A 24,669-nucleotide genomic window follows, 5' to 3' on the forward strand; every position below is an offset into this window, starting at 1 on the left:
AGTGGGGTCAGTTCAGGCAATCGGCGTGTTGGCGCAGATTCTGCCGGGCGTAGTAGTTGAACGCGGCGGCGTGGCGCTTGGGCTTGGATATCCAGTCGTGGGCTTCACGGCCCAGCTCGGGAAGAATCGGTTTGATCGAACCCGCGGCCATGGCCAGCAACTGCAACTTCGCTGCTCGTTCGATCAATTGCGCAATGACACAGGCTTCTTCAATGGTCGCGCCGGTAGATAACTGGCCGTGGTGGGAAAGCAGGATCGCCCGCTTGTCGCCCAAGGCCCCGGCAATCAGTTCGCCTTCTTCATTGCCCACGGGCACCCCCGGCCAGCCTTCGAGAAACGCGCAGTCGTCGTAGAGCGGGCAGAGGTCCATGTGGGAAATCTGCAGCGGTACTTCCAGCATCGACAGCGCCGCGACGTGAGTCGGGTGCGTGTGAATGATGCAGTTCACGTCCGGCCGGGCGCGGTACACCCAGCTGTGGAAGCGGTTGGCCGGGTTGGGCATGCCGTGGCCTTCAAGCACTTCCAGGTCTTCGTTGACCAACAGCAGATTGCCTGCGGTGATCTCGTCGAAACCCAGGCCCAGTTGCTGTGTGTAATAAGTACCCGGCTGCGGGCCGCGGGCGGTGATTTGCCCGGCCAGGCCGGAGTCGTGGCCGTTTTCGAACAGAATGCGGCAGGTCAGGGCCAGCTTTTGCCGGTCGGTCCACGTATTATCCGCCAGGGTGTTTTGCATCTGTGTCAGCGCTTGCTTGACCAGTTGCTCTTTGGGTAGTGCTAATGTCTTGGCCATATCGGTGTCCTTTGGGTGGGGCATGCAAATGACACTAAAGAGGCTATATGACACTTTGTGTCATTGGCAAGGACAAATCGTTGCCTCCTTGATGGATTAATCGCTCTACATGTCTATCCGTTTGAAATTACTGAGAAAAAAACTCGGCGTGACGCTGGAGGCCCTGGCCGAAAAATCCGGCATGACCAAGAGCTATCTGTCGAAAGTCGAGCGCGGGTTGAATACCCCCTCGATCGCCGCTGCGTTGAAACTGGCCAAGGCGCTGAACGTGAAGGTCGAGGAATTGTTTTCCGAAGACAACGTCAGCCTCGACAGCTATAGCCTGGTGCGCAGCGACGAACGCCAGTCCCTGGCCGCCAACGACCAGAGCCCGGGTTATGCGGTGTTGGCCCATCAGGTCAGTGAGCGCAGCCTGTTGCCGTTCATCATTTACCCGCCGAGCGAGTTCACCGACAAAACCTTCAAGGAACACCTGGGGGAAGAGTTTCTGTTCGTCCACGAAGGGCAGGTGGAAGTGGACTTCATGAACGAGCGGGTGCTGCTCAACCGTGGCGACGCGCTGCACTTCAATGCGCAGAAACCGCATCGCCTCAGGTCAGTGGGCGAGGTGCAGGCGCAGTTGTTGGTGGTGGTGCATAGCAGCGAGGAATGAGGTTATCGGGCTTTTGTGGCGAGGGGGCTTGTCGGACCGCCGCACCGCCCCGTTCGGCTGCGCAGCAGTCGTAAAACCTGCCAATCTGGTTTCCCTGAAAGAATGCTGGGGCCGCTTCGCAGCCCAACGGGGGCAAGCCCCCTCGCCACAGGTCAGACTTCGACCGGTACGGTCAGCTTAGGGTTACCGAGCGCATGCGTCTTCGAATCAAAAAACCGCAACGCCACACCCGTCCCCTCGAACACCTTCGCGTAATGCCGCTTCTGATGCTGGATGAACGCCTTGCTGCGCGGGTAAATCGAGATCGCTACGACTTTCGGCTTTGCCTGGCGCAACGCATGAGCGATGTGACTGTCCTGCTCGCCAAGGGCATGCCCGAAGATGCACAACCCGTCGCCATGGCCGAGTAACTGGTCGTAGCAGAACGACAGGTAATCCGAACTGCGAATCGTCTTGAGTTTGTCTTGCGCCGGGCCTTCGTTGACGAACAGCGGCACGTCGTCGAGGGTCTTGATCGTATTGTTGATCGCGAAATTGCCGAGCAACGTCCCTTCGGTCGACATCAGTTTGCGTGCCGTGCCGTCCTGATTACGCACCAGATGCAAGCCACCGTGCAGGTACAGCAAGCGCGGCTTGTCGGAGGCGCTGGCGCTCAGATCGAAGCTCAGATCGGAGCCCGGCTCGGCACCCTGGAACAGATCGGTAACGACGTCCGGCCGATGCTGGATCGCCCAATAGCTGAGCAAGTCGTAGTTGGTGGTGAACACCGTCCGATAGCTGCCCAGTTCCTGATTGATCGTCGCCAGCGTCGAAGGCTTCACCAGCCGCCACGGGATGTGTACCGCGTGCACGGTGTTGATCAGCGCTTCCTTGATCGCGTAGTAGCGATTGCGCGGTGCTGCGGAGCTGACGGCCAGGGCCTTGTTGACCCGACTGGTGGTTTTCAGCGCGCCGAGAACCTGCTCGAAACTGCGCGTCTGCATCGCGTCGAACACGCTCAGCTCGGACTGGCTCAGCGGCTTTTCTTCGACGGTGCGGGCATTTTCGAACAGCGAGTCGTAGCCGAAGTCGTCCCACACGGCGCGGCTGGCGCCGTTACCCACCAGCAGGCCGCCGAACGAGGCGGTGGTGCGCAAGGCGTTCCAGTCTTCAAGTTGGGCATCGACATCCTGGAAATCGGTCATTGCGTTTGTCGTCTCGAAGCAAAAGGTCTGATGGACGGCGACTTTATCACGCCCGGGCGTTGAGCCAGATCAACATACCGCGTGACTGATCGGTCGACCCTGTGTGCACCCGCCGAATCGGCATTGCCGATTCGGTTTCAGCCAGGAGACTCGCGCATGAGCAGTACGTTTTTTATCCCCGCCGTGAACATCATGGGCACCGGTTGCCTCGACGAAGCCATGGACGCCATTGGCAAGTATGGTTTTCGCAAGGCGCTGATTGTCACTGACGCCGGGCTGGCCAAGGCTGGCGTGGCAACGAGGATTGCCGAGAAACTGGCGTTGCAGGACATCGACTCGGTGATCTTCGACGGCGCCAAGCCGAATCCGAGCATCGCCAACGTCGAGCGCGGCCTGGGCCTGCTCAAGGAAAGTCGCTGTGATTTCGTGGTGTCTCTGGGCGGCGGTTCGCCTCACGACTGCGCTAAGGGTATCGCCTTGTGCGCCACCAACGGTGGGACGATCCGTGACTACGAAGGTGTCGATCGGTCGGCCAAACCCCAGCTACCGCTGGTCGCAATCAACACCACCGCCGGCACTGCCAGCGAGATGACCCGTTTTTGCATCATCACGGATGAATCGCGCCACGTAAAAATGGCCATCGTCGACCGCAACGTTACGCCGCTGCTGTCAGTCAACGATCCGGAGCTGATGGTCGCCATGCCCAAGGGCCTGACCGCCGCCACGGGCATGGACGCATTGACCCATGCCGTCGAAGCCTACGTCTCCACGGCAGCCAACCCGATTACCGATGCCTGTGCGCTGAAAGCCGTCACGTTGATCAGCAACAACCTGCGCCAGGCCGTACAGGACGGCAGTGACATGAACGCGCGGGAAAACATGGCCTACGCGCAATTTATGGCGGGCATGGCGTTCAACAATGCGTCCCTTGGTTACGTTCACGCGATGGCCCACCAGTTAGGCGGGTTCTACGACTTGCCCCATGGTGTGTGCAACGCAGTGTTGCTGCCTCACGTGCAAAGCTTCAACGCGCTGGTTTGCTCCCCTCGCCTGACCGACGTTGCCCGCGCGATGGGGGCCGACATTCGCGGGCTCAGCCCGGAAGAGGGCGCGCAGGCGGCGATCGCGGCGATCCGCAGCCTGGCCAGGGATGTGGACATTCCCGCCGGTTTGCGTGAGCTTGGTGCCAGGCTCAATGACATCCCGGTCCTTGCCAGCAATGCCCTCAAAGACGCCTGCGGACTGACCAACCCACGGGCGGCGGATCAGCGGCAGATCGAGGAGATTTTCCGCAGCGCGTTCTAAGCGGTTCGACGGCCGGGCGCGAGCACTACGCAAAGCAACGCGCCCAAGGCCAGCAAGGTGCATAACAGCGACAACGGCCATGCCTGCTGGCTGGCTATCAGGCTGGCGATACCGCCGATAACGGCGGCCATCAGTTGATGAATGAAACCGCTCAACGCCATCGCATAAGCACCGCCGACCGGCGAACCGTGGTTGGCCAGGGACAGGCTGATCGGGTAAATCAGCGATTGGCCGAATACTGCAAAACAATAGGGCAACCAGAACAGCAGCGCGATAGACGTGCCTGCGAGGCTACCCAGCAACATGACCGCGCTGCCGGCCAGTATCAGCCCGACGCCCGCCGTCATCAGCCATCGCTGACCGGTACGCAGTACGAAGCGATTGACCGCCACGGCCCCGAGAAAGTACGCCGCGCTGATTGGCCAGCCCAACAAGCCGTATTCCACTGCCGACCACTTGAAGGCGCCTTGCAGAATCAGCGGCGCAGCGGTGTTGAACGCGACGATCACACCGTACCCCAAGCCACCGGCGAGGGCCGGTAACAGGAAGGCCCGATGACGCAGAATGTGCCCGTAGCTCGTCCAGGCGGATGATGGTGTGTTCTCTTCTGCCAGCATCGGGAACGTGACCCGCGCCACCACCAGCGCCATCAACAGGCTTGCACAGCCTAACAAGTAGAAAATCGCTGACCAGCCCAGTGTCACCTGGATGATCGACCCCAGGTATTGGCCGATGCCCAGCGCCACCACAAAGGAAATCGATATCCAGGACAACGCCTTGGCCAGCAGATCGCCGCGAAAACTGTCGCGGATCAGCACTCGGGCCATGACTGAAATCCCGCTGGCGCCAATCCCTTGAATCAGGCGAAAAACCAGGAATGATTCAAGCGTCTGGCCCAGGGGCAGGGCCAGGTTGCCCAGCCCATAGAGGCCGAGCGCCGCGAGCAACACCGGCTTGCGGCCAATGCGCTGGCCCAGGCTGCCCCAGAACAGCATCGGCAGCGCCATGCCGATCAGATACACCGCCAACCCCCATGAAACCTGTGAGGCATCGGCGGACAGATCCCGGGCAATATCCGGCAGCGCCGACAGATAAATGCTCATGCCCAATTGAGCGAGAAAAACCGTGCAGCAGGTGATGAGGAGGGTGGTGCTGCTCTTCATTTAATCTTCCCTGTTTTTTTCAACCGCCGATGTCCCGGCCGTGCGTGCGTAAAAGCTCGGTGATGAGTTCACAGAAATGGCGGATCAGCGTCGTCTCCATGTCGGCGCGCAGGGTGATTCTGATGGCTGCCTTGCCTTGTGCAACCACCGGGAAAAAGACTGCCGAGGTGAAAAATCCGTGATTGGCCAGTTCAATGGCGATGTTGTTGGCCAGCGATGCCTCACCGCAATTGACCAGTCGAATTGCCATGTTGCTGTTGTGTTGTCCGGTTCGTATGAGGCTGTCAAAGAGGCGGATATTAACCTGAAGCTTTTCCTGCAGCGCGGCGAATTCCAGGGTGTGGTGTAGCTGGATGGATGCCCGGCCCGCGCCAATGGCCGCACTGTTGAGGCTTTGCGACCAGTTGCTGGGGCCGCCGTAACGCGCAATGAGTTTCTTCTGCCGTTCACTGCCCAGCATCACCAGACCGCCGCTGGCGCCGAACGACTTGGCCAGCGAGGCGACGATGAGGCAGTCATCATCCAGGGTATGCAGCCTGGGACGCACAAGACCGGCGCCGAATGTTCCTACAGAGGAAAGCGCGTGGGAATCGTCCAGATAGAGAAACAGCCCATAGCGGTCCTTCAGATACAAAAGGCTGTCCATGTCCGCAACCCCGCCCATGCTGTAGGCGCCGTCGGCGACATACGCGACTCTGGTGTGCTGTTGACACAGCGTCTCGAGGAAATCCATGTCGTTATGCGGGCACGTCACGACCATGGTTTCATCGGCGCAGGCGGCTTTGAGGTGATTCATCGAGTAATGCGCCAACCGGTCGAAAGCCATCACGGGAGGGCGATTTTCCGTGAATACGCCGCTGGCCAGCAGCGGCAGAATCCCGGCACTCGCCGCGCTGCACGACAAAGTGCTCAGGCAACTGGCGCCGAACAACTCGGACAGTTCGGTTTCGTATTGGTCCAGAATCGCCAGCTTGCAGCGGTTCTTTGAATTGGCGATGCGAAGTGTGCCGGTTTCCCACAGCGTGGTCATGGCACCGTCAAGAATATCGGGGTGGTGATCCAGACCCAGGTATGACGTCGTACAGAAATGATGAAACGCTCTCCCGTACTGATCGAGCATGCGGTTGGCACTTTTTATATCAACGTTGAGCCCCGCGATTTTTCCGGTTTCGGCGGTCTCCCAATCATGGTCAGCCAATGAAACGAGTTTGCGGTAGTTGGTGAAGGTGTGCGCCGTGTACGGTATCTGGCTCATGTGTGAGTGACATTCCTTGAGTGAATCTATCCGTGGGTTTGTTGCAGTTTGTGTGTGTTGCCAGACTTTACAGAGAGTCCCGATAGGCTTTGAATCGGCTGTTTCCGGTAGTACTGAGAGTTGTAAGAGAATTAGTTGTAGGGCGATGCCCCGGAGTGCTGTGGGTAATTGGATGGCGGGCACGAATCTAATCCGGGCTATCCTGCCGACTCTCGAACCGAAATCATCGGTTCCATCAACATGCGCACCCATGCGCACCCATGCGCACCCAAGCGGCCGCGTGCAAGGGCGGCAAGGTGCTGAGGCTGCGGATTCATGTGCCGGGGTTCGACGCCATGTGCCGGATGGTCCAGGCCCAACTGGTGGGAATCAGGTGTGAACGGCTTGAGTCGGGGATAGGGCTCGGTTGATGTTCCACCCAGTGCTACCACGTAGTGGGTGGAAGACGCCGTGTATGGAAGACTCGTAGTACCTGTAAACGCCCTTGGCGAACTCGATAGGGAATCAGATAGGGCCGGTCTGGCAAGACCCATTCCCGAGTGCCCGGTAGTCGGCCTTCGCGGCCTGTAGCCGGGAAGCGAGCAAGGTGATCGACGGTGGTGAGAATGGCCCTGACGAAGTCTGCTGCAGCCTTTGGATTTTCCATCGCTATGTAGGTGGCTTCGTCATCCAGATTCTTTAATGCGGTACGCAACCACTCAACGCGCATTGGTTGTCCACTTGTCGGCGATTGCTTTCACTTCCTCTGGCGTTGCGAAGTCACCCGCGTCGGCTTCTTTCAGAGCTTTCTGAATCTCTTCGATTTGCCAGGCTTCCCGTGCCAGATATTCACGCAGCGCATCCACGGCCAGAAATGACTTACTGCGGCCTGTCGCTTTGGCAAGATGGGCTAGGGTATCGGCGATTTCGTCTGGCAAACGCAGCGACATGATGGACATGACAATCTCGATGTAGTGGTTTGTAATACAACATACTACAACGTAATAAGGGGGTAGAGACCAGCCCGTTCGTCTGTCGTAACAATTGATTGAGCGGTCAAAAGCCGCGTCAGGCTCACTCTGAGCAGGCATCGTTGCAAAAGCACTTATCGAGTACCAAACCCATGCTGACCGGCCTCAACCACCTGACCCTCGCTGTCACTGACCTGAACCGCAGCGTGGCGTTCTATCGCGATCTGCTGCAACTTCAGCTTGCAGCCACTTGGGACGCCGGCGCCTATCTCTCGTTACCGGGTCTGTGGCTGTGCCTTTCTCTCGATCCACTGCGCGAGTCCGCGCCCGCCGCCGACTACACCCATTACGCCTTCAGCCTCGAAGCTGCGGATTTCCTGCCGTTCGTCGAACGCCTGCGATCCGCCAAGGTGCGGGAATGGCGGGACAACCGCAGCGAAGGTGCGTCGTTCTATTTTCTCGACCCGGACGGGCACAAGCTCGAGGCGCATGTCGGGTCTCTGGCATCGCGGCTGGCGGCTTGTCGGCAGTTGCCCTATGCGGGGATGAAGTTCTTCGACGATCAGTGAGTCGATGTTCGGGGGCCTGAGATAGACTTGCGCCACTTCACCCGGCGTTCACAGGAATTCCCATGACTCCATCGCGACTAATGGCCGTTCTCGCCTCGGGCTTCATTTATGGCATCACGCCGGGACCGGGTGTGCTGGCAGTGTTCGGCATCGGTGCGGCGCGCGGACGGCGGGCGGGGGCGGGGTTTCTGTGCGGGCATTTGCTGGGCGACGTGGTCTGGTGCAGCACTGCACTGATCGCGATTGTCGGTGCGCGGGAAATCGGCAGCACTGCGTTCGATGTGCTGGGTGTGCTCAGCGGGCTTTATTTGTTCTGGCTGGGCCTGCGCGCGGTTCGCGCTCGTCGCGCCAGTGCCGAGGCGCCTCAGGGCCCGGCGCGGCAGCCGTTCTGGCACGGCATCCTGTTCGGCCTGACCAACCCCAAGGCATACCCGGTGGCGGTAGCGACGTTTACAGCGCTATTGTCCAGCCGTGCAGAGTTGCTGCATTGGTCAATGTTGCCCTGGTTGATCATCTTGAGCTTCATTGGTGGCCTTTTGGCCTACGCTATTCTCATTGGCATCGTCGGTGCGCGTCAGGTGCGCACGTTGTATCAGCGTCATGAACTGGCGATCACCCGCTTGTGCGGGGTCATGTTCATCGGTTTCGCCATCAATGCCCTGGTGCATGCGCTGCCGGGGCTGGTGACGAACAAGGCTTGAGGCTGAACGCAGGGAAGCGTCGGCTGCACAGTCATCGCTCGGGCGTATGACCGGTCAGGGAGGGTTGTTCAATGTTGCATTGTCCGGACATGCTCTCGGCATCATGGAAACCAGAAATTCCGCGCCACTGGCGAGCTACATCGACCTCTTGCTGGACGCCGTCTGTGCGGTGGACAAACAAGGTCGCTTCGTATTTGTCAGCGCGGCCTGCGAGCGTATTTTCGGGTACACCCCCGACGAACTGATCGGCCAGTCGATGATCGACCTGGTACATCCCGCCGACCGACAGCGTACTCTCGACGCCGCGCGCGAGATTATGGGGGGGGAACCCAAGCTCAACTTTGAAAATCGTTACCTGCGCAAGGACGGCCGGGTGGCACACATTCTCTGGTCGGCACGCTGGTCGGAAGTCGATCAGTTGCGTATCGCCGTGGCTCGCGACATCACCGAGCGCAAACAGGCCGAGTCCCGACAAGCGGCGCTGTATGCGATCTCCGAAGCGGCCCACGCGGCGGAGGATTTGCTGGCGCTGTTCAAACGCATCCATTCGATCATCGGCGAATGGCTGCCGGCGTTGAATTTCTCCGTGGCGCTGTATGACGAGCACTGTGCACAGCTGAATTTCCCCTATCACGTCGACGATCATGAGCCGCAACCCGAACAGCCCGGGACGGTTACCGGGCGTTTGTGCACCGAAGTAATTCGCAGTGGCTTGCCGATCCTGCTGACCCCGGATCAGGACAATCCGCCTGAGGGGTTTGCAGCGCTGGTCGAGGGCCAGGATTCACCCTGCTGGCTGGGCGTGCCATTGAATTCGCAGAACGGCACCATTGGCGCGCTGATCGTCAAAAGCATGCCGGGCGGCGAACGTTACACCGAGCAAGACAAGGAGTTGCTGCAGTATGTTTGCGCTCAGGTCGCGACCGCGATCGAGCGCAAGCAATTGCATACCCGGCTCCAGCGCATGGCCCAGTACGACCAACTGACTCAGTTGCCCAATCGCGAGTTGCTGCGCGAACGCCTGAAAGCCTCGCTGGCGCTGGCCCGGGCAGACTCCGGTCGAATGGCGTTGCTCTATGTCGACCTTGACCGCTTCAAGCAAGTCAATGACACCTTCGGTCATGCGGTCGGTGACATGCTGTTGCAAGCGGTCGCCAATCGGCTCAAGGGCTGCGTGCGCGAAACAGACACGGTGGCGCGCATTGGCGGCGATGAATTTGTCGTGTTGTTGCACAGCATTCACGCCGCCGAAGACGCCGAGAATGTGGCGGGGAAAATCCGCCAGGTGCTGGTTCAGCCCCTGCGTCTGGACGGGCACAACCTGACGATCCAGCCGAGCATCGGCGTCGCGCGATACCCCGAACATGGCACCGAAGAAAAGCAGCTGTTCAGGCATGCCGATGAGGCGATGTACGCCGCCAAGCGCCAGCACCATTCACGTCTCGGGGTCTGAAAATCCGTCACCGTTCGTCGCGGCGTTGCCAGGTTTTCTAAACCTTTTTGGGCATGGAAATTCATATCCTATGCGGGCGATTGCTCGCTGTGATCATCACCAAGAGGATGAGAACCATGCCTACTTCAAAGAATCCGAACCCGGGAGGCTTCGCCAACGATCGAACCAAGGCGTCTGAAGCGGGTCGCAAAGGTGGGAAAACCACCACGACGACCGTTGATAAAGACCCTGCGAAAGGCGGCATGGGCCGCAAGGGCGGTCAGAAGTCTCGGTAATAGGTGAAGGTGGTTTTGTTTAATAGACGGGGGCGCAAGCTCCCGTTTGAATTTCAAGAAGGAGGGCGCGACCATGAGCCGGATGGCCACCCGTTTACGCAATGCCGGTTTTGCCACGTTACTGGGCCTGTGCGCCAGCAGTGCCTTTGCCCAGTCTCCCGCCGAATTCGTCAATGAGGCGTCGGCCCAAGGCATGGCCGACATCGAAGCCAGCCGCCTGGCGCACCAGAAAACCGCATCCAAAGAGGTCAAGGATTACACCATCGTGGTGATCAACGATCGCACCACCGCCAACCAGCATCTGGCGAAAATTGCCAAGCAACTCGATTTACCGGTCGCACCACGCGAAGAGGTGGTCGACAAGGCCAAAGCCTTGATACCGGAGATTAAGGACGATACCTCTTTCGATCAGGCGTACGTCGACAGTCAGGTAAAAACCACCCAGGAAGCCATCGAGCAACTTCAACAACAAGCGCAGACCACGGACGTGCCGCAAATCAAAGCGTTCGCCGAAGAAACCCTGCCCAAGCTGCAAAACCATCTGCAAATGGCCAGGGCGCTGCAAGCCAGTCGTTAGTCAGCCTGTTGCGCGGGTGATCGGCTTTCGTAGGAGTCAGGCTTGCCGGCGAAGACGCACTTAAGGACGCCTTCGCCGGCAAGCCTGGCTCCTACAACTGACTGGCATTCGCCTCAAAGGCCTTTTTTGTGCAAATCCGTTCACGCCGACAGCGTCACCTCGGTCTTCCAGCTGAAGTAGCCGAGCGCTTCGCAGCGCTGGTTGATCAGCATGAAGCTCAGTTCGCAGGTTGCCACGCCCGTGCTCAGTTGTGAGCACTCCCAATAATGATCATCGGCGCTATGGCTGCCTGGTTGGGTCGGGTTGGCGGGGTCGGGTGCGGGGACGGTCTGGTCGCCGTGGACGATCAGTTTGGGCGGCGAAAGGATCCCGGCATCGTCCACCGTCATGTTGTGGAATACCACGGTGTGTTCGGCCAGCAAACTGACGGTCCTGCCGCGAAGATGAAAGATTTTTCCGTTGTTGGTGGTTAGCGCAATTTTGTTGTCATTTTTAACACTTTCTGCTGCCGTCGTAGCACTGATGGCGAAGATGAAGCCATTTTCAATCACCGTCGGCTTTTGCGGGTCAAGGCTGGGTTGCGGATAGCGGGAAAGCAGCGATTCGGCATCGACGATCAGCAGCACGCTATTGGCAGTCACGGTACTCGCCGAAGGGGGGGTAATCGGTTCGGAAGTCATCATGGATTCCTTTCATGATGTTGACGCAAAACGGTAGCCGCTTCGGTTTCAAGCAAGACATCCTGTTCCAGCCGAGGCGGCAACGAACTGGGGTGACCCCTTGTTGCCAAGGGGTCGATTCCATCATCAGTTATGGATGGAAATGAACGGGTCCCACGAGCAGCAGCCGATAATCTGGCAGTTGCGGTCGACGATCAGGAAGTTGAAGTGATAGGTCACACGACCACACGCCAGGGTTTCCGAGGACCAGTAATGGTTGTCGACTTTCTGGCAGCTAGGCACTGACGGATTGCTGGTGTTGGGTACCGCAACGCAAGCGGTAGCGCGGCGCGGTGAAGGTGGGGAGATCAGGTCGTTGCCTGCGTTGCCGATGAACTTGTAGAAAATTACGGCGGTTTCGAAACTCTGGGACAGGCTGGTTTCACGCCAGCGAATCAGATCGCCAACCTGGGCCTTGAGGTCCAGCTCGCCACCGGCCTGGCCGCTGACCACGTTATCCTGATTGGTGACCATGTAGACGTGCTTCCAGTCGATCAGAGTCGGCGAAGCAGGGTTTTTGCTGATGTTCGGGTAGTTTTTCAGAATGGTTTCAGTGTCGATGGAAACAAGTACATCCGTGACTCGAGACATAGTGAAGCTCCTTTTAACATAGTGATTGTCTGGCTACTTACCAGGCACGACAACGCTTGCTTGCCTTGCGGCCGTTGCGAACACACTACTGGGGAACCCACTCGATCTCGGGGGACGAGCTGGCCTTGCTCCTTGCCTTGAAATGACGGGTTGGGTTCCTTCCAACAGGCCGCGATAGGACTATAGATGCCATTTTTATACTGTCAAAAATGCTTTGGTTGTCGTCGACGAACGGTCATTTCGGTTATGGCTTCCAACGATTTGGCGATAAAAAAAGGCTCATCCAGATCCCCTGTGTTTTCCGATCGTCAAGTGATCCGGGTTCAGGCAATAGACAGACAAGACCTGTTAAAAAAGCAGTGAACCAGGCAGGAGCATGGTGGAAAAGGGGGCGTTTTTTTGCTGGTTCACTCGACTTGGCTTTCAGCCAGAGGAGGCGGCATGTTGTTACGTTACGTGGTGTTGCTGGCGGTGATGGTGGCCGCTGCAGGTTGTGTGCAGGAACGGGTCGTTCATGACCGGCGTCCGGTGCTGCGTGAATATGTCGAGGTCATCGCACCGCAGCCGCCACCGGAACGCGTTATTGAGGTAGAGCCAGCGGGGCGGCCGGGTTACCTCTGGTCCAGGGGGTACTGGCGTTGGGAAGGTGGGCGTTATGTCGCGGTTCGTGGCCATTGGGTCCCGGAACGACCGGGGTATCGTTATGTGCATCCACACTGGGAGCAACGTAACGATGGCTGGCATTGGCGGGTGGGGGCGTGGGTTAACTGACGCGGACGATGTATCGTAGCCAATCGGTTGTCTGCCCCTGGCGGCAACAATGCACCCGACAGGAGAGCGATATGAGTTGGTCCGCCAAACAATACGTTGCTTTTGAAGATGAGCGCACGCGCCCGGCGCGTGACTTGCTGGCCGCTATCCCCGCAGTGGACGTCCGTTCGGCCATCGACATCGGTTGTGGCCCCGGTAATTCGACCGAGTTGCTGGTGCAGCGTTTTCCCAATGCTGCGGTGCGTGGGTTGGACAGTTCGACCGATATGATCGAGGCCGCCCGCAAGCGTTTGCCCCAGGTACGTTTCGATACCGCTGACATTGATACCTGGAACGAGACCGGCCCGTTCGATGTGATTTTCGCCAATGCGGTGCTGCAGTGGGTGCCGGATCACGCCAGGTTGCTGCCATCACTGGTGAACAGGCTCACGCCCGGCGGCAGCCTGGCGATCCAGATGCCCGATAACCTCAACGAACCGTCGCACCGGTTGATGCGCGAGGTGGCAGCGAACGGTCCTTGGGCTGACAAGCTGGCAAGGGCTGCTGGCCAGCGAACGGAGATGGAGGGGGCAAGCGGCTACTACTCAATGCTGCGTGCTCACTGCACCCGTGTCGATGTATGGCGCACCACTTACTATCATCCGCTCGCGGACGGTACGTCAGGTGTGGTCGAGTGGTTCAAGGGCTCCGGTTTGCGGCCTTTTCTCGAACCACTGGATGATGCGGAGCGGGTGCACTATCTCAAGCAGTATCAGGCAGCAATCGAGCAGGCCTATCCGGTGCTGAGCGATGGTTCGGTGCTGTTGCCGTTTCCGCGGTTGTTCATGGTGGCAACGCGCTGACGAACAAAGGGACACGTTTGGTCGGTTGTCCCATTGGTGGGTTTCGTAAAAGCATTCAAATGCGAATACGTATCAAAGGCTAACGATACGGTATATCATGCGCCGAAAATTATTGGCACGTATGCCGTCCCATTTGGCCTCTCCACCAAGGTTCATCATCAATGCGTCGTACTCTGTTTTCTATCTGTGTGCTCCAGGCGTTTTCTCCGTCTGCATGGGCAGAGCAAGCCGCTACGGAAAACACCAGTCTGGAGTTGCAAGCGACTGACATCATCGGTACGACGGACTATGAAACGGCACAAGGGCCGGTGAAGGGGTATCACGCAACGCGGTCGGCCAGTGCGACACGAACCGACACTGCGATTCACGAAACGCCGCAGTCCATTAGCGTGGTGTCCAAGGATGTTGTAGAGGACCTCGGTGCAACTCGCCTTCAGGACGCACTCGATTATGCTGGCGGAGTGGGGCGGGCCAACAACTTCGGTGGTCAGGGGCTGACCACCTTTACGGTGCGTGGATTTACTACCGGAGAGTTTTATCGCAACGGTTTTCCGATCAACCGTGGTTATCCGAACATGCCTGACGCAAACACCATCGAGCGACTGGAGGTGCTGCGCGGCCCAGCGACCATGCTCTACGGTCGAGGCGACCCGGGCGGCACGTTTAACGTGGTCTCCAAACAGCCGCTGGCTGAGCGCTCTGTCACTCTGGGGAGTCAGCTCGACGACCAGGGTATGCAGCGCGGTACGCTGGATGCCTCAGGCCCGCTCGATGAAGAAGGTCGTCTGGCGTATCGCCTGAATGTGGTGGGCGAGGGCGGGGAAACCTTCCGTGATCATGTCGAAACCGAACGTTATGGAGTGACGCCGGTTCTTTCCTGGCAGGCCAACGACGACACCAAGGTGATTTTCGAGGGCGATTTCATGCGCAACAATCACCCTCTGGACCGCGGTCTGACGCGCTATCCGAATCAAATTGGCACAGCGTCCCGTGACACCTTCTTCGGTGAAAAAGACGCGGGCAAATTACACAACGACAACAACATGGCGCAGCTGCGGTTCGAGCACCTGCTAAGCGATAACTGGACATTGGGTGGTGGTTTTCAATGGCTCGATGGCACCTTGCAGGGCAACGCAATTGAAGCCAATGGCGTTGCCGCTGACGGGCGCACGTTGGGTCGTAATTTCAGCTACCGCAAGCTGGAATGGACGGACAAAGACACTCAACTGAACCTCACCGGGCATTTCTCCACGGGTGGCTTCGAGCACACGCTGTTGACCGGTGTCGAGTACGAGGATTATGACTACAAGTCCATCATCCAGCGCTCCAGCGGAGCGGTCGGCGCCTATTCGATCGACCTCTTCAATCCGGTGTACGGCCAGCCGCGTCCAGCCTTGACCCGTACCCCGACCAACGACAAGGAAAACCTCAAGACATACGCAGCCTTCGTTCAGGATCAGGTGGCGTTGACCGAGCGTTTAAAAGTCTTGGCGGGCGCCCGCTTCGAGCGCTTTGAGCACGACTACGAAACTTTTGTGCCGGGTGGCAGGAGCTGGGCGGCGAGCGACAATGCGGTGACGCCGCGTCTTGGGGTGATTTACGATCTTACCGATACTGTAGCGGTGTATGCCGATGCAGCGCGCTCCTTCAAGCCCAATACGGGGGCCAGCCGTCAGGGCGGAGGTTTTGACCCGGAAAAGGGCAAGTCTTATGAGATGGGTATCAAATGGGAAGCCCTGGATCGCCAATTGAGTGTTGACGCGGCGATCTACCAGATTGAAAAACGCAACGTCCTTACCACCGACCCTGTGGACTCAACATTCAGCGTAGCGGCCGGCGAGGTGCGCAGCCGTGGCTTTGATCTGAACGTGGCCGGCAATCTGACTCCGGAATGGCGAGTGATTGGCGGCTATGCCTATGTCGATGCCGAGGTCACCAAGGACAATGTGATCCAGTCGGGAACCCGGCTGATGAACATTCCGCAGAATAGCTTCAGCCTGCTCAACGTCTATGAGTTCCAGGATGGCATGTTCAAAGGGCTAGGCTTGGGCGTGGGTGGTAAGTACGTCGATGAGCGTGCGGGCCAGACTGCTAACACGGCGTTTTCTATGGGCAGTTACACCGTTGTCGACCTGCTCGGTTTCTACAAGGTCAATGACAAGGTCAGACTCAATCTCGATGTGAAGAACCTGTTCGACCGTGACTATGAAGAAGGCGCCTTTGGCAATGTCTATGCCTACCCTGGTGAGCCGAGAACCGTTCAGGTCGGTATTTCTTACACGCTCTAGCCGATCTTCACGGCATCCTTGCGAGCAACACGCGCTCCCCTTCAAGAGGAATGCCAGTCAGGCTGACTGGCATTTTTATTTCCAGGCGGATACTTCGGGGCGCTGCTAAAGCAACTGATCAATCAAAACCGCATTGCTATAGATCAAGCTGCCATCGCTCGCTCGATGCCCGACCAAATGGAACTGACCGCGCTCGTCATGCAAATAGACGCGCATTTGGCAGTCGGACAAGGGAGCGTATCCCTCAGGCAAGATCAACTCCATTGAGCTCATGTCGACATCGACCATTGCTTCTCGCTCATGGGTCTTCTGCAGGCGTTCTTCAGCATCCTCCAGGCGCAGATGGAGGGGGCCGTCGACGTAAAAATGGATCTCACCGATCGGAATGGACTTCTGGTCGGGTCTGGGCTTGCACCAGCCTTCGATCGTCAGGGTACTCATGACGAAACCTCCGTCGTGGACTGCTGGACTCTGTGGCTCTTGTCTCCCCTCAAGGCCATCACTTTTCTGACTACTACGCATGGGCAGGGTTGGTCTTTTGAGCCGCTTCTGGCCGATCTCTGCCGTCCGTAATCTGAAACTGAGTATAGCTGGCAACCGGGCCTCGCTTGCCCGCCTCACGGTACAGCCCGATCGCTCTATACTTCTTACTGACTTTGCCACCGGGATGGGTGGCAGATGTCTGCCCTGCTTGGACGTCAGTGGCGATGCTTTGGCATAACCAATGAGTAACAGGAACAGGATGAAGAGAACATGGCAATAGCAATTATCCTGATACTAATCGTTATTGCATCAGTACTCTTCCATATATTCGCGCCTTGGCATGCAACACCGGCAGCTTCCAACTGGGGATCCATAGACACCACCCTGTTCATCACGCTGATCATTAGTGGAATATTCTTCATCGCCATTACGGTATTCATGGCGGTAGCGGTGATGCGTTATCGTCACAAGGCGGGTTCCAGGGCGCACTACCAGCCAGAAAGTAAAAAGCTGGAACTATGGTTAATTATCGTTACCTCGGTAGGTATTGCCGCCATGCTGGCGCCAGGCCTGGTTGTTTACGATGATTTTATCCGGGTACCGAAAAATGCCTATGAACTTGAAGTGATCGCCCAGCAGTGGCAGTGGGCCTTTCGCTTCCCTGGCCAAGACGGGAAGTTGGGTAAGTCGGATATCAAGTTTGTTGATTCCACCAACCCCCTCGGCCTTGATCCCAATGATCCTGCCGGGCAGGACGATGTACTGATAAAAAGCAATGAAGTTCGTCTTCCACTCGATAAGCCGGTGAAAGTTTTACTGCGATCCAAAGATGTATTGCACGATTTCTATGTGCCGCAAATGCGCAGCAAGATGGACATGGTGCCAGGGATGGTTTCGTATTTTTGGTTTACGCCGACCAAAACCGGGAACTATGAAATCCTGTGCGCTGAATATTGTGGCGTAGGTCATTACAACATGCGCGGCCATATGATCGTGGAAGAACAGGACGTCTTCGATCAATGGTTAGCCAGCCAACCGACTTTTGCGCAGACATTAACGACAGCTGCCAAGCCCAGTCAGGACAGCGTGCTGGAAAAAGGCCGACTGTTGGTCGAAAAATACGGCTGCAAGGCCTGCCATAGCCAGGATGGCAGTGCCAGTCTCGGCCCGGGATGGAAGGGGTTGTATGGTCGTACGGAACAGCTTGCCGATGGCACCCGTGTGCAGGTCGATGAGGCTTACCTGAAAGAGTCGATTCTCGATCCGAAGGCCCGCCTGGTACAAGGCTACCCGCCGGTCATGGTGACCTATACTCTCAATGACGATGAACTGGGTGCGCTCGTCGCCCTGATCAAATCGCTGGGTGTCGCGCCCCAAGGCGATGAACGTTCTGCCGGCGAAGCGTCGGCCCCAGGTGACGACTTGGCGGCGCAGGGACAGCGGCTGGCCGAGTCGCTCGGCTGTCTGGCCTGCCACAGTGTCGATGGCAGCAAGGGCATTGGTCCCAGTTGGCAGGGCCTGTATGGCAAGACCGAAACCCTTGCCGATGGTACGAGCATCAAGGTCGATGAGGGTTATATAAAAGATTCGGTTCTTAATCCCGCTGCCAAAATCGTCAAGGGTTATGCAGCCGTCATGCCGGCCTTTGCTCCGAGTGACAAGGAGTTGAACGCACTGATCGCTTTTATCAAATCCAAAGCGAATGCCGACGCTGATGCGAGCAAGGCGCAGCCAGGGAAATAGCCGTAAGCAGCCAGCAATACACTGAAACTTCGACAGGAGGATGACGTGATGGCCTATGCGGAGCAAGCCGAAACAGAAGCACTGCACGAGCCTAAAAGCTTCCTGACCAAATATGTCTGGAGTCAGGACCACAAGGTCATAGCCATTCAATATTCGTTGACGGCTCTGTTCGTGGGGCTTATCGCCGTGGTGTTGTCCGGCTTGATGCGCATACAGATAGGTTTTCCCGGCAGTTTGGCGTTCATGGACGCCAATACTTACTATCAGGCGATGACCATGCACGGCATGATCATGGTCATTTATTTGCTGACGGCCCTGTTTCTGGGAGGTTTCGGTAACTATCTGATCCCACTGATGGTGGGCGCCCGCGACATGGTTTTCCCCTACGTCAATATGCTGAGTTACTGGTTCTACCTGGTGGCGGTACTGGTATTGCTCGCCGGTTTCTTTGTTCCTGGCGGCCCCACGGGTTCAGGCTGGACGCTCTATCCGCCACAGTCCATTTCTCAGGGGACACCGGGGGTCGAGTGGGGCATTGTCCTGATGCTCATCTCACTGGCGATTTTTATTGTCGCCGCCACCATGGGCGGGCTGAACTACGTCACCACGGTGTTGCAGGCGCGCACGCACGGCATGACATTGTTTCGCATGCCGCTCTCCGTATGGGGAATCTTCATGGCCTCGATCATGGCCTTGCTGGCCTTCCCGGCGCTGTTTGTCAGTGCGGTCATGATGCTGTTCGACAAGCTGTTGGGCACCAGCTTCTTTATGCCGGCGATGATCTCGCTGGGGCAGCAGCTCAATCATCAGGGCGGTAGCCCGATCTTGTTCCAGCACCTGTTCTGGTTCTTCGGCCACCCGGAGGTCTACATCGTTGCTCTCCCTGCGTTTGGCCTGGTCTCCGACTTGATCAGCACCCATGCGCGTAAAAATATCTTCGGCTACCGAATGATGGTGTGGGCGATTATTGCGATTGGCGTGCTCAGCTTTGTGGTCTGGGCGCACCATATGTATGTCAGCGGAATGAACCCGTACTTTGGCTTTTTCTTCGCCGTCACCACCTTGATCATCGCGGTGCCGACCGCACTGAAAGTCTATAACTGGGTGCTGACCCTGTGGCGGGGCGACATTCATCTGACCGTGCCGATGCTGTTTGCCCTGGCCTTTATCGTCACCTTCCTGGTGGGTGGTCTGACCGGGTTGTTTCTCGGCAATGTGATCGTGGACATTCCGCTCTCGGACACCTATTTCGTCGTCGCCCATTTCCATATGGTCATGGGCGTCGCACCGGTACTGGTGGTGTTCGGCGGCATTTATCATTGGTTTCCGAAAGTCACCGGGCGCATGTTTAACGACACCCTGGGCAAGTTGCATTTCTGGATCACCTTTCTGGGCACCTACGCCATCTTCTTCCCCATGCACTACCTGGGTTTCCAGGGCATGCCGCGCCGTTACTACGCCTATGAAAACTACGCGTTCATCCCACAGTCGGCGCAAGAGTTGAATGCCTTCATTACGGTGGTCGCATTGATTGTCGGCGTTTCCCAGTTGCTGTTCGTGTTCAACCTGGCCTGGAGTGTATTTAAAGGCAAACCCGCGGGCAGTAACCCTTGGGGGGCGGCCAGTCTGGAATGGCAAACGCCGAACACCCCGCCGATACACGGTAACTGGGGCGCGAAGCTGCCGGTGGTGCATCGCTGGGCCTATGACTACAGCGTGCCGGGGATAGAACAGGATTTCGTTCCGCAAACGGTCTCCGCCGAGGAACTGGAGCAAATGCGCCAACTCAGTGCCGGAACCAAGATAGCGGACGTTAAAACATGAACAGACTGCTATTGAGAAACGCCGAGGACGCTGACCCCGGCGGCAGTTGGAATCGCGATCCTGAAGGTATTCAGGCCGCCGCTGATAGAAGCCAAACGGCAAGGATAGGCCTGCGCTTGTTTCTGGCTGTGGTGAGTTCGTTATTCTTTCTCTTCCTGCTCGCCTTCATCGCCCGCTCACAAATGGCCGACTGGCTACCCCTGACAGACCCCTTGGCGCCATTAGCCAATCCATGGCCGCTGTGGGTGAATTCGGCTTTTCTGGTATTGAGTTGCATCGCACTGCAGTGGTCGCGCATGGCCGCCCGACAGGCTCGACTGGACGCAACGGTCATGGGTTTTGTAGTGGGGGGCGTATTTGCAATTGCCTTTCTGACGGGACAAATCTGGGTCTGGCAGCAGTTTGTCGCTTGGGGCTACTTTGTCGCCAGCAATCCGGCCAACAGTTTCTTCTACCTGTTGACCGGTGTGCATGGCCTCCATCTACTGGGCGGGTTGATTGCCTGGGGCATAACCGTCGCTAAATTCCTGCGTCACGTGCCGTTGCCGCAACTCAGCGCCAGCGTAGAGCTCTGTACCATCTATTGGCATTACTTATTGGGTCTTTGGTTCGTGCTCTTCGCGCTGCTGACCAGCACGCCGCAAACCTATGAAGCCATCGCCAGATTCTGCGGCCTGAGGTGAAAAGCCATGGCATCGCATCCACAAGCCCCAAGCGAGTCAAGTTCATCCAATCCGCCAGGCTCGCCACCTGCGCCCGGATGGCAGGGCATCGCCAGCGACTGGGCCTCGGATAGGGAGGCTTTCAGGCAGGTCCCTTGGGGCAAGGCGATGATGTGGATATTCCTGCTCAGCGATACGTTTATATTCACCTGCTTTTTAACCGGCTACATGTCGGTCCGCATGACCATCACCGCCCCTTGGCCGAACCCCAGTGAAGTGTTCGCATTGACGATCGGCGGCAGAGAAATCCCGCTTATTTTGATCGCCATCATGACCTTTGTGCTGATCAGCAGCAGCGGCACCATGGCCATGGCCGTTAACTTCGCCTATCGCCGTGATCGCGCGAAAACCACGGCCCTGATGCTGGCGACCGCTGCCTTGGGCGTGACCTTTGTCAGCATGCAGGCATTTGAATGGAGCAAGCTCATCGCCGAAGGCGTGCGTCCTTGGGGGAATCCCATGGGCGCGGCGCAATTCGGTGCCAGCTTTTTCATGATTACCGGTTTCCACGGACTGCATGTGTCAATTGGCGCCATCTACCTCAGCATTGTGGCGATGAAAGTCATGCGAGGAGATTATGAGCGCTCCGGAAACTATCAGAACGTGGAGATAGCCGGGCTTTACTGGCACTTCGTGGATCTGGTGTGGGTGTTTATTTTTGCTTTCTTCTATTTATGGTAGAGGAGCACGGGTGATGGCGCATGCTCAGGGTCAGCAACATCCGATTGGTTTGTATCTCAAAATCTGGGGGCTGTTATTCGTCCTCAGCACGATGTCGTATCTGGTCGACTATTTTCACTTCCATGGCTACCTTCGGTGGGCCCTGATTATCACGTTCATGTTGTTGAAGGCAGGCTTGATTGTCTCCATCTTCATGCACATGGCCTGGGAACGCTTGGCCTTGGTCTACGCCATACTGGTGCCACCGTTGTGTTTGCTGGTGCTCGTCGGGCTGATGGCCACCGAGGCGGATTATGTTTTCCTCAGCCGGGTCATTTTCTTCGGTCAATAAGCAGCTTCCGGATGGCCTCGAGCCTCCGGCGCTAACCCGCAATAGCAATAAATGGCGTTATATCGTTCGCTTGAACTGATGCCATTTGTGCAGCCAGGCGACTGTCCAGTGAGGGGATGCCGTACCCGTGCCGGCGATCTTCAGCTTTGGATGATGTTCGATGACCCGATCCAATACCGGTTCCTGATTCGGTTCAACATCCACGAAGAAGATATGTTTGCCTTCTTCTACCATCTGTTTAAAGCTGCGGAAGTGAGCGTTGGGCACCTGGATACCAAAGAAACCGCCTTCCCAGATGCAGAAGCCAAATATGACAATGGCAAGGAAGATAAAAGGCACCCAGCCTGCAGCGGATTCGGTCCAGCCCATCCAATAGGCGCCGCCAAGGACCAGTGCCGCGAGTGGCACACCAACCACCGCACCAATCTCGCCAGAGTGAACAACATCCTGCTTCATCAACGAGTTGACCTCGTGGAGGTGATGTTCTTCAACATCAGCCACTTGTTCACTGAGCACATGAATTTGTTCGGTATTGATGCCGTTGGCTTCCAGTTCATTTTCAACGGATTCGAGATCGTCGAGATTGTCACTGATGTAATAGTGTCGGTTCATGCCACACCTCCCATCTCGTGTTGGCTGCAGGCCTCCTCTGTCTTGCAGCCGTAAACTGAGATTTGCAGTCGGTATCTGCGCCCGTGGGGAACGTTGCACACTTCATGCAATTCGTAGGAAGTATAGCATTCGCTAGTATGCGGGGCGGGAGGCGTCAAGGACTGGGGGCGGTATGAGGGGCCGACGAATTCTGCATTGCAGCGCCACATCCAGACGTTCCCCTGTCAGCCATTCGTAGAGGAACCCCAAACGCTATGAAAATATTAACGCTTGATGAAATTTGATAATAGATCCGTGTTTTCCGAAAAAAACGCTAACGGACTTCAGGGTAGTCGCTAACGTCCCGAGAGCACTTACTCATCGATCAGCAGACAACGGAAGGTAGAGCAATTGTGGACGGTCAAGGCCAGATAGCGGGGACGACGGTCAAGCTAGCTGGGGCGTCAAGGTGCTCTGATTGCTGTGAGAACGCGGAAGAAGCTGATTAACTTGGTGATGGCTTTTGGCCTAGATGGCAGCTAGGATTTGGAGTTCTCTACCATCAAGGACGAATATGAAAAGTCTCATCGCAGTTATGGGCATTTGTTTGGCACTTGGCGGTTGCGCTACGTCGCACTTCACCGCAGGCCGGGATTTTCCGTCGGCCAGTGTGGCGAGTATCACCAAGGGTAAAACTACGACTACCGAGTTGAAGTCGCTGTTCGGTGAGCCTTACGCCAAGAGCGCAGTCAGCGAGACTGACGAGAAATGGGTATACACCTACACCAATGGCTCAGCCCACGCCCAAAGTTATGTTGTCACTATGAAGGTGACGACTACTGGCACTCAGAAAACGCTCGACGTCCTGATCCGCAATGACGTGGTTATCAACTACACGTTCAGCGAAGGCCCTGCGCCAGGCACCACCACCGCAACCAACTGAGACCGCCCCCAATGCCGCTGGGCGATCCGACGCGATCAGACGGATGATGATGGAGCACGCAAATTGGACAGAACGTATGCCTTCGTGGATGAGTCCGGGAATGCCGACTTGGACACATCAAAGACGGGGAGCTCAGGCTTCTTCATCGTGTGCTCCATCCTGGTCGCAGAGAAAAACTTCGATGCCGTCCATGCTCAAGCTGAAGTGATACGAAAGCGCAATTTTCAAACTGGCGAGATCAAGTCCAGCAAGCTGAAGGCTAAGGATTCAGATCGTCGCGCTCGGATTCTGAACGAATTAGCCGAACTGCCATTCAAGCTCTATTTCACCGTCGTTGATAAGTCGAGAATCCATAAAGATGGTGGGCTTCGCTTTAAAACTTCATTCATCAAATACGTGAATGGATTGCTCTACGAACGCCTCTTCAGCACCTGCCGCAATCTCCAGATGACCGTTGACGAGCATGGTGGCCATGAGTTCCAGCAGAGCCTCAAAAGCTACGTTGTAGATCGGTTTGTCGACGATCTGTTCGGTGATGAAAATGCTTTCCGGACGATGTCCAGCAAGGACAATGTGCTGATTCAGGTTGCGGATTTTTTTGCCGGATCGGTCGCACAGATCTATGAAGGGAAGGCTTCGGAAGATGCGGTGCTGGCCTATAAGAAAATCCTCGGAAAGCTGACTCTTGGCCTGCTGGAGTGGCCACCAAGGTATCAGTCGTTCCTACCGCCTCCGACAGATGAATCCGGATATGCAGACTACCAGGTGCATCAGGAAGCTCTCCGCCAGGCTGACCGTTTCAGCGAACGCGTTGGTCAGCATCCGGATGAGGATGAACGCCTGCAGCTAAGCATTTTGCGGTTCTTGAGGTTTCAGAGCGAATTCGTCACCAAAGACTACGTGCCAACCGCAGAAATCATTGCCCATCTAAAAGACAGGGGCTTTGGGGAGGTCAACGACCAGAGAGTTCGCTCCAGTGGCGTTGCCAAACTTCGCGATGCAGACGTCATCATTACGAGCGCGGCAAAGGGCTACAAGATTCCCCAGACACGTGCGGACATCAATGAGTTTCTCGAAAGGGCATCAGGGATAGTCGTCCCTCTCCTCGAGCGCGTTAAAAAAGCCCGAGAGGTTTATCGGCTGAGCAGTCGAGGAGAATATGACATCGTCACGGCGGCCAATCTCACCGACCTAGCCAAACTGCTCGCCTCTCTAGAGGGACTCTAGGATGGATGAAACAGAACTCCTGAAAATCTAATAGGACAA

General features: G+C 57.0%; 27 protein-coding genes and 1 pseudogene. 18 read left to right on the forward strand and 10 right to left on the reverse strand.

Features of this window, described 5'->3' with window-relative positions; genetic code table 11:
- Nucleotides 1-7: 7 nt before the first annotated feature.
- On the reverse strand, nucleotides 8-790 hold the full coding sequence (locus AC1RO5_RS18975; protein ID WP_413697731.1) for an aldolase: 783 nt from the start codon (nucleotides 788-790) through the stop codon (nucleotides 8-10).
- A gap of 109 nt (nucleotides 791-899) precedes the next feature.
- Here AC1RO5_RS18975 and AC1RO5_RS18980 point away from each other — a divergent pair, with 109 nt between their 5' ends.
- Nucleotides 900-1,442: a helix-turn-helix domain-containing protein gene (locus tag AC1RO5_RS18980; RefSeq protein WP_493176924.1), complete on the forward strand. Its 543-nt coding sequence runs from the start codon at nucleotides 900-902 to the stop codon at nucleotides 1,440-1,442.
- Between the two features lie 152 nt (nucleotides 1,443-1,594).
- On the opposite strand, the gene AC1RO5_RS18985 is transcribed toward AC1RO5_RS18980, so the two are convergent.
- Nucleotides 1,595-2,626, reverse strand: a complete 1,032-nt coding sequence (locus tag AC1RO5_RS18985; protein WP_493176925.1) for a DUF4917 family protein — start codon at nucleotides 2,624-2,626, stop codon at nucleotides 1,595-1,597.
- A gap of 156 nt (nucleotides 2,627-2,782) precedes the next feature.
- Between AC1RO5_RS18985 and yiaY the strand changes: the two genes are divergently transcribed.
- Nucleotides 2,783-3,931 (forward strand): L-threonine dehydrogenase, encoded by a 1,149-nt coding sequence (gene yiaY, locus AC1RO5_RS18990; RefSeq protein WP_493176927.1) that lies wholly within the window; start codon nucleotides 2,783-2,785, stop codon nucleotides 3,929-3,931.
- Here the strand turns inward: yiaY and AC1RO5_RS18995 are convergent.
- Together AC1RO5_RS18995 and AC1RO5_RS19000 are read right to left on the reverse strand one after the other, a co-directional pair.
- Entirely contained in the window at nucleotides 3,928-5,094 is a 1,167-nt protein-coding gene (locus AC1RO5_RS18995; RefSeq protein WP_493176928.1) for an MFS transporter, read from the reverse strand. The genes yiaY and AC1RO5_RS18995 overlap by 4 nt on opposite strands.
- Nucleotides 5,095-5,113: 19 nt before the next feature.
- Nucleotides 5,114-6,349 carry an aminotransferase class I/II-fold pyridoxal phosphate-dependent enzyme gene (locus tag AC1RO5_RS19000; RefSeq protein WP_493177015.1) on the reverse strand — a complete coding sequence of 412 codons (1,236 nt, stop codon included), beginning with the start codon at nucleotides 6,347-6,349 and terminating at the stop codon, nucleotides 5,114-5,116.
- 257 nt (nucleotides 6,350-6,606) lie between these two features.
- On the opposite strand from AC1RO5_RS19000, the pseudogene AC1RO5_RS19005 reads away from it, so the two are divergent.
- A pseudogene (locus tag AC1RO5_RS19005) lies at nucleotides 6,607-6,720 on the forward strand (LysR family transcriptional regulator); the annotation flags it as partial.
- A gap of 53 nt (nucleotides 6,721-6,773) precedes the next feature.
- Here AC1RO5_RS19005 and AC1RO5_RS19010 read toward each other — a convergent pair.
- Complete coding sequence (locus tag AC1RO5_RS19010; RefSeq protein ID WP_493176929.1) at nucleotides 6,774-7,058, reverse strand: type II toxin-antitoxin system RelE/ParE family toxin; 285 nt, start codon at nucleotides 7,056-7,058, stop codon at nucleotides 6,774-6,776.
- Complete coding sequence (relB, locus tag AC1RO5_RS19015; RefSeq protein WP_019647939.1) at nucleotides 7,048-7,287, reverse strand: type II toxin-antitoxin system RelB family antitoxin; 240 nt, start codon at nucleotides 7,285-7,287, stop codon at nucleotides 7,048-7,050. Before relB ends, AC1RO5_RS19010 begins: the two co-directional genes overlap by 11 nt.
- Before the next feature lie 164 nt (nucleotides 7,288-7,451).
- On the opposite strand from relB, the gene fos reads away from it, so the two are divergent.
- From fos to AC1RO5_RS19040, 5 genes are all read left to right on the forward strand, one after another.
- Nucleotides 7,452-7,868: a fosfomycin resistance glutathione transferase gene (fos, locus tag AC1RO5_RS19020; RefSeq protein WP_493177017.1), complete on the forward strand. Its 417-nt coding sequence runs from the start codon at nucleotides 7,452-7,454 to the stop codon at nucleotides 7,866-7,868.
- Between the two features lie 62 nt (nucleotides 7,869-7,930).
- Nucleotides 7,931-8,569, forward strand: a complete 639-nt coding sequence (locus AC1RO5_RS19025; protein WP_493176931.1) for a LysE family translocator — start codon at nucleotides 7,931-7,933, stop codon at nucleotides 8,567-8,569.
- A 103-nt stretch (nucleotides 8,570-8,672) separates the two neighbouring features.
- Nucleotides 8,673-10,022 (forward strand): sensor domain-containing protein, encoded by a 1,350-nt coding sequence (locus AC1RO5_RS19030; protein WP_493176933.1) that lies wholly within the window; start codon nucleotides 8,673-8,675, stop codon nucleotides 10,020-10,022.
- A gap of 116 nt (nucleotides 10,023-10,138) precedes the next feature.
- Nucleotides 10,139-10,297 (forward strand): KGG domain-containing protein, encoded by a 159-nt coding sequence (locus tag AC1RO5_RS19035; protein WP_493176934.1) that lies wholly within the window; start codon nucleotides 10,139-10,141, stop codon nucleotides 10,295-10,297.
- A 73-nt stretch (nucleotides 10,298-10,370) separates the two neighbouring features.
- Nucleotides 10,371-10,874: a DUF4142 domain-containing protein gene (locus tag AC1RO5_RS19040; RefSeq protein WP_086944815.1), complete on the forward strand. Its 504-nt coding sequence runs from the start codon at nucleotides 10,371-10,373 to the stop codon at nucleotides 10,872-10,874.
- A 140-nt stretch (nucleotides 10,875-11,014) separates the two neighbouring features.
- On the opposite strand, the gene AC1RO5_RS19045 is transcribed toward AC1RO5_RS19040, so the two are convergent.
- On the reverse strand, nucleotides 11,015-11,554 hold the full coding sequence (locus tag AC1RO5_RS19045; protein WP_493177019.1) for an AidA/PixA family protein: 540 nt from the start codon (nucleotides 11,552-11,554) through the stop codon (nucleotides 11,015-11,017).
- A gap of 126 nt (nucleotides 11,555-11,680) precedes the next feature.
- Nucleotides 11,681-12,184 carry an inclusion body family protein gene (locus AC1RO5_RS19050; RefSeq protein WP_493176936.1) on the reverse strand — a complete coding sequence of 168 codons (504 nt, stop codon included), beginning with the start codon at nucleotides 12,182-12,184 and terminating at the stop codon, nucleotides 11,681-11,683.
- Nucleotides 12,185-12,625: 441 nt separating this feature from the next.
- On the opposite strand from AC1RO5_RS19050, the gene AC1RO5_RS19055 reads away from it, so the two are divergent.
- The 3 genes from AC1RO5_RS19055 to AC1RO5_RS19065 all read left to right on the forward strand — a co-directional run bounded on the left by AC1RO5_RS19055 (nucleotide 12,626) and on the right by AC1RO5_RS19065 (nucleotide 16,085).
- Entirely contained in the window at nucleotides 12,626-12,955 is a 330-nt protein-coding gene (locus tag AC1RO5_RS19055) for a YXWGXW repeat-containing protein (RefSeq protein ID WP_493176938.1), read from the forward strand.
- 71 nt (nucleotides 12,956-13,026) lie between these two features.
- Nucleotides 13,027-13,797: a trans-aconitate 2-methyltransferase gene (tam, locus tag AC1RO5_RS19060; protein WP_493176940.1), complete on the forward strand. Its 771-nt coding sequence runs from the start codon at nucleotides 13,027-13,029 to the stop codon at nucleotides 13,795-13,797.
- Nucleotides 13,798-13,958: 161 nt separating this feature from the next.
- Entirely contained in the window at nucleotides 13,959-16,085 is a 2,127-nt protein-coding gene (locus AC1RO5_RS19065; RefSeq protein WP_493176941.1) for a TonB-dependent siderophore receptor, read from the forward strand.
- A 105-nt stretch (nucleotides 16,086-16,190) separates the two neighbouring features.
- Here the strand turns inward: AC1RO5_RS19065 and AC1RO5_RS19070 are convergent, their stop codons facing one another.
- A complete protein-coding gene (locus AC1RO5_RS19070; protein WP_019647955.1) occupies nucleotides 16,191-16,526 on the reverse strand; it encodes a hypothetical protein in 336 nt (111 codons plus the stop codon).
- A 312-nt stretch (nucleotides 16,527-16,838) separates the two neighbouring features.
- On the opposite strand from AC1RO5_RS19070, the gene AC1RO5_RS19075 reads away from it, so the two are divergent.
- From AC1RO5_RS19075 to AC1RO5_RS19095, 5 genes are read left to right on the forward strand one after another with little or no spacing between them, the layout of a single operon-like run.
- On the forward strand, nucleotides 16,839-18,311 hold the full coding sequence (locus AC1RO5_RS19075) for a c-type cytochrome (protein WP_493176943.1): 1,473 nt from the start codon (nucleotides 16,839-16,841) through the stop codon (nucleotides 18,309-18,311).
- 48 nt (nucleotides 18,312-18,359) lie between these two features.
- Entirely contained in the window at nucleotides 18,360-20,135 is a 1,776-nt protein-coding gene (ctaD, locus tag AC1RO5_RS19080; protein WP_493177021.1) for a cytochrome c oxidase subunit I, read from the forward strand.
- On the forward strand, nucleotides 20,132-20,818 hold the full coding sequence (locus AC1RO5_RS19085) for a cytochrome c oxidase subunit 3 (protein WP_493176944.1): 687 nt from the start codon (nucleotides 20,132-20,134) through the stop codon (nucleotides 20,816-20,818). The genes ctaD and AC1RO5_RS19085 overlap by 4 nt, the downstream gene beginning before the upstream one ends.
- A gap of 6 nt (nucleotides 20,819-20,824) precedes the next feature.
- Nucleotides 20,825-21,538, forward strand: coding sequence for a heme-copper oxidase subunit III family protein (locus tag AC1RO5_RS19090; RefSeq protein ID WP_428632878.1), 714 nt, complete (start codon nucleotides 20,825-20,827; stop codon nucleotides 21,536-21,538).
- A gap of 13 nt (nucleotides 21,539-21,551) precedes the next feature.
- Nucleotides 21,552-21,869: a cytochrome C oxidase subunit IV family protein gene (locus AC1RO5_RS19095; RefSeq protein WP_493176946.1), complete on the forward strand. Its 318-nt coding sequence runs from the start codon at nucleotides 21,552-21,554 to the stop codon at nucleotides 21,867-21,869.
- 57 nt (nucleotides 21,870-21,926) lie between these two features.
- Here the strand turns inward: AC1RO5_RS19095 and AC1RO5_RS19100 are convergent, their stop codons facing one another.
- Entirely contained in the window at nucleotides 21,927-22,481 is a 555-nt protein-coding gene (locus AC1RO5_RS19100; protein ID WP_493176947.1) for a magnesium transporter, read from the reverse strand.
- 553 nt (nucleotides 22,482-23,034) lie between these two features.
- Here AC1RO5_RS19100 and AC1RO5_RS19105 point away from each other — a divergent pair.
- On the forward strand, nucleotides 23,035-23,403 hold the full coding sequence (locus AC1RO5_RS19105) for a hypothetical protein (protein ID WP_476214914.1): 369 nt from the start codon (nucleotides 23,035-23,037) through the stop codon (nucleotides 23,401-23,403).
- A gap of 63 nt (nucleotides 23,404-23,466) precedes the next feature.
- Complete coding sequence (locus tag AC1RO5_RS19110; protein ID WP_493176949.1) at nucleotides 23,467-24,630, forward strand: DUF3800 domain-containing protein; 1,164 nt, start codon at nucleotides 23,467-23,469, stop codon at nucleotides 24,628-24,630.
- Nucleotides 24,631-24,669: the final 39 nt, after the last annotated feature.

The sequence above is a fragment of the Pseudomonas sp. GW822-FHT02G04 genome (genome assembly GCF_058802085.1).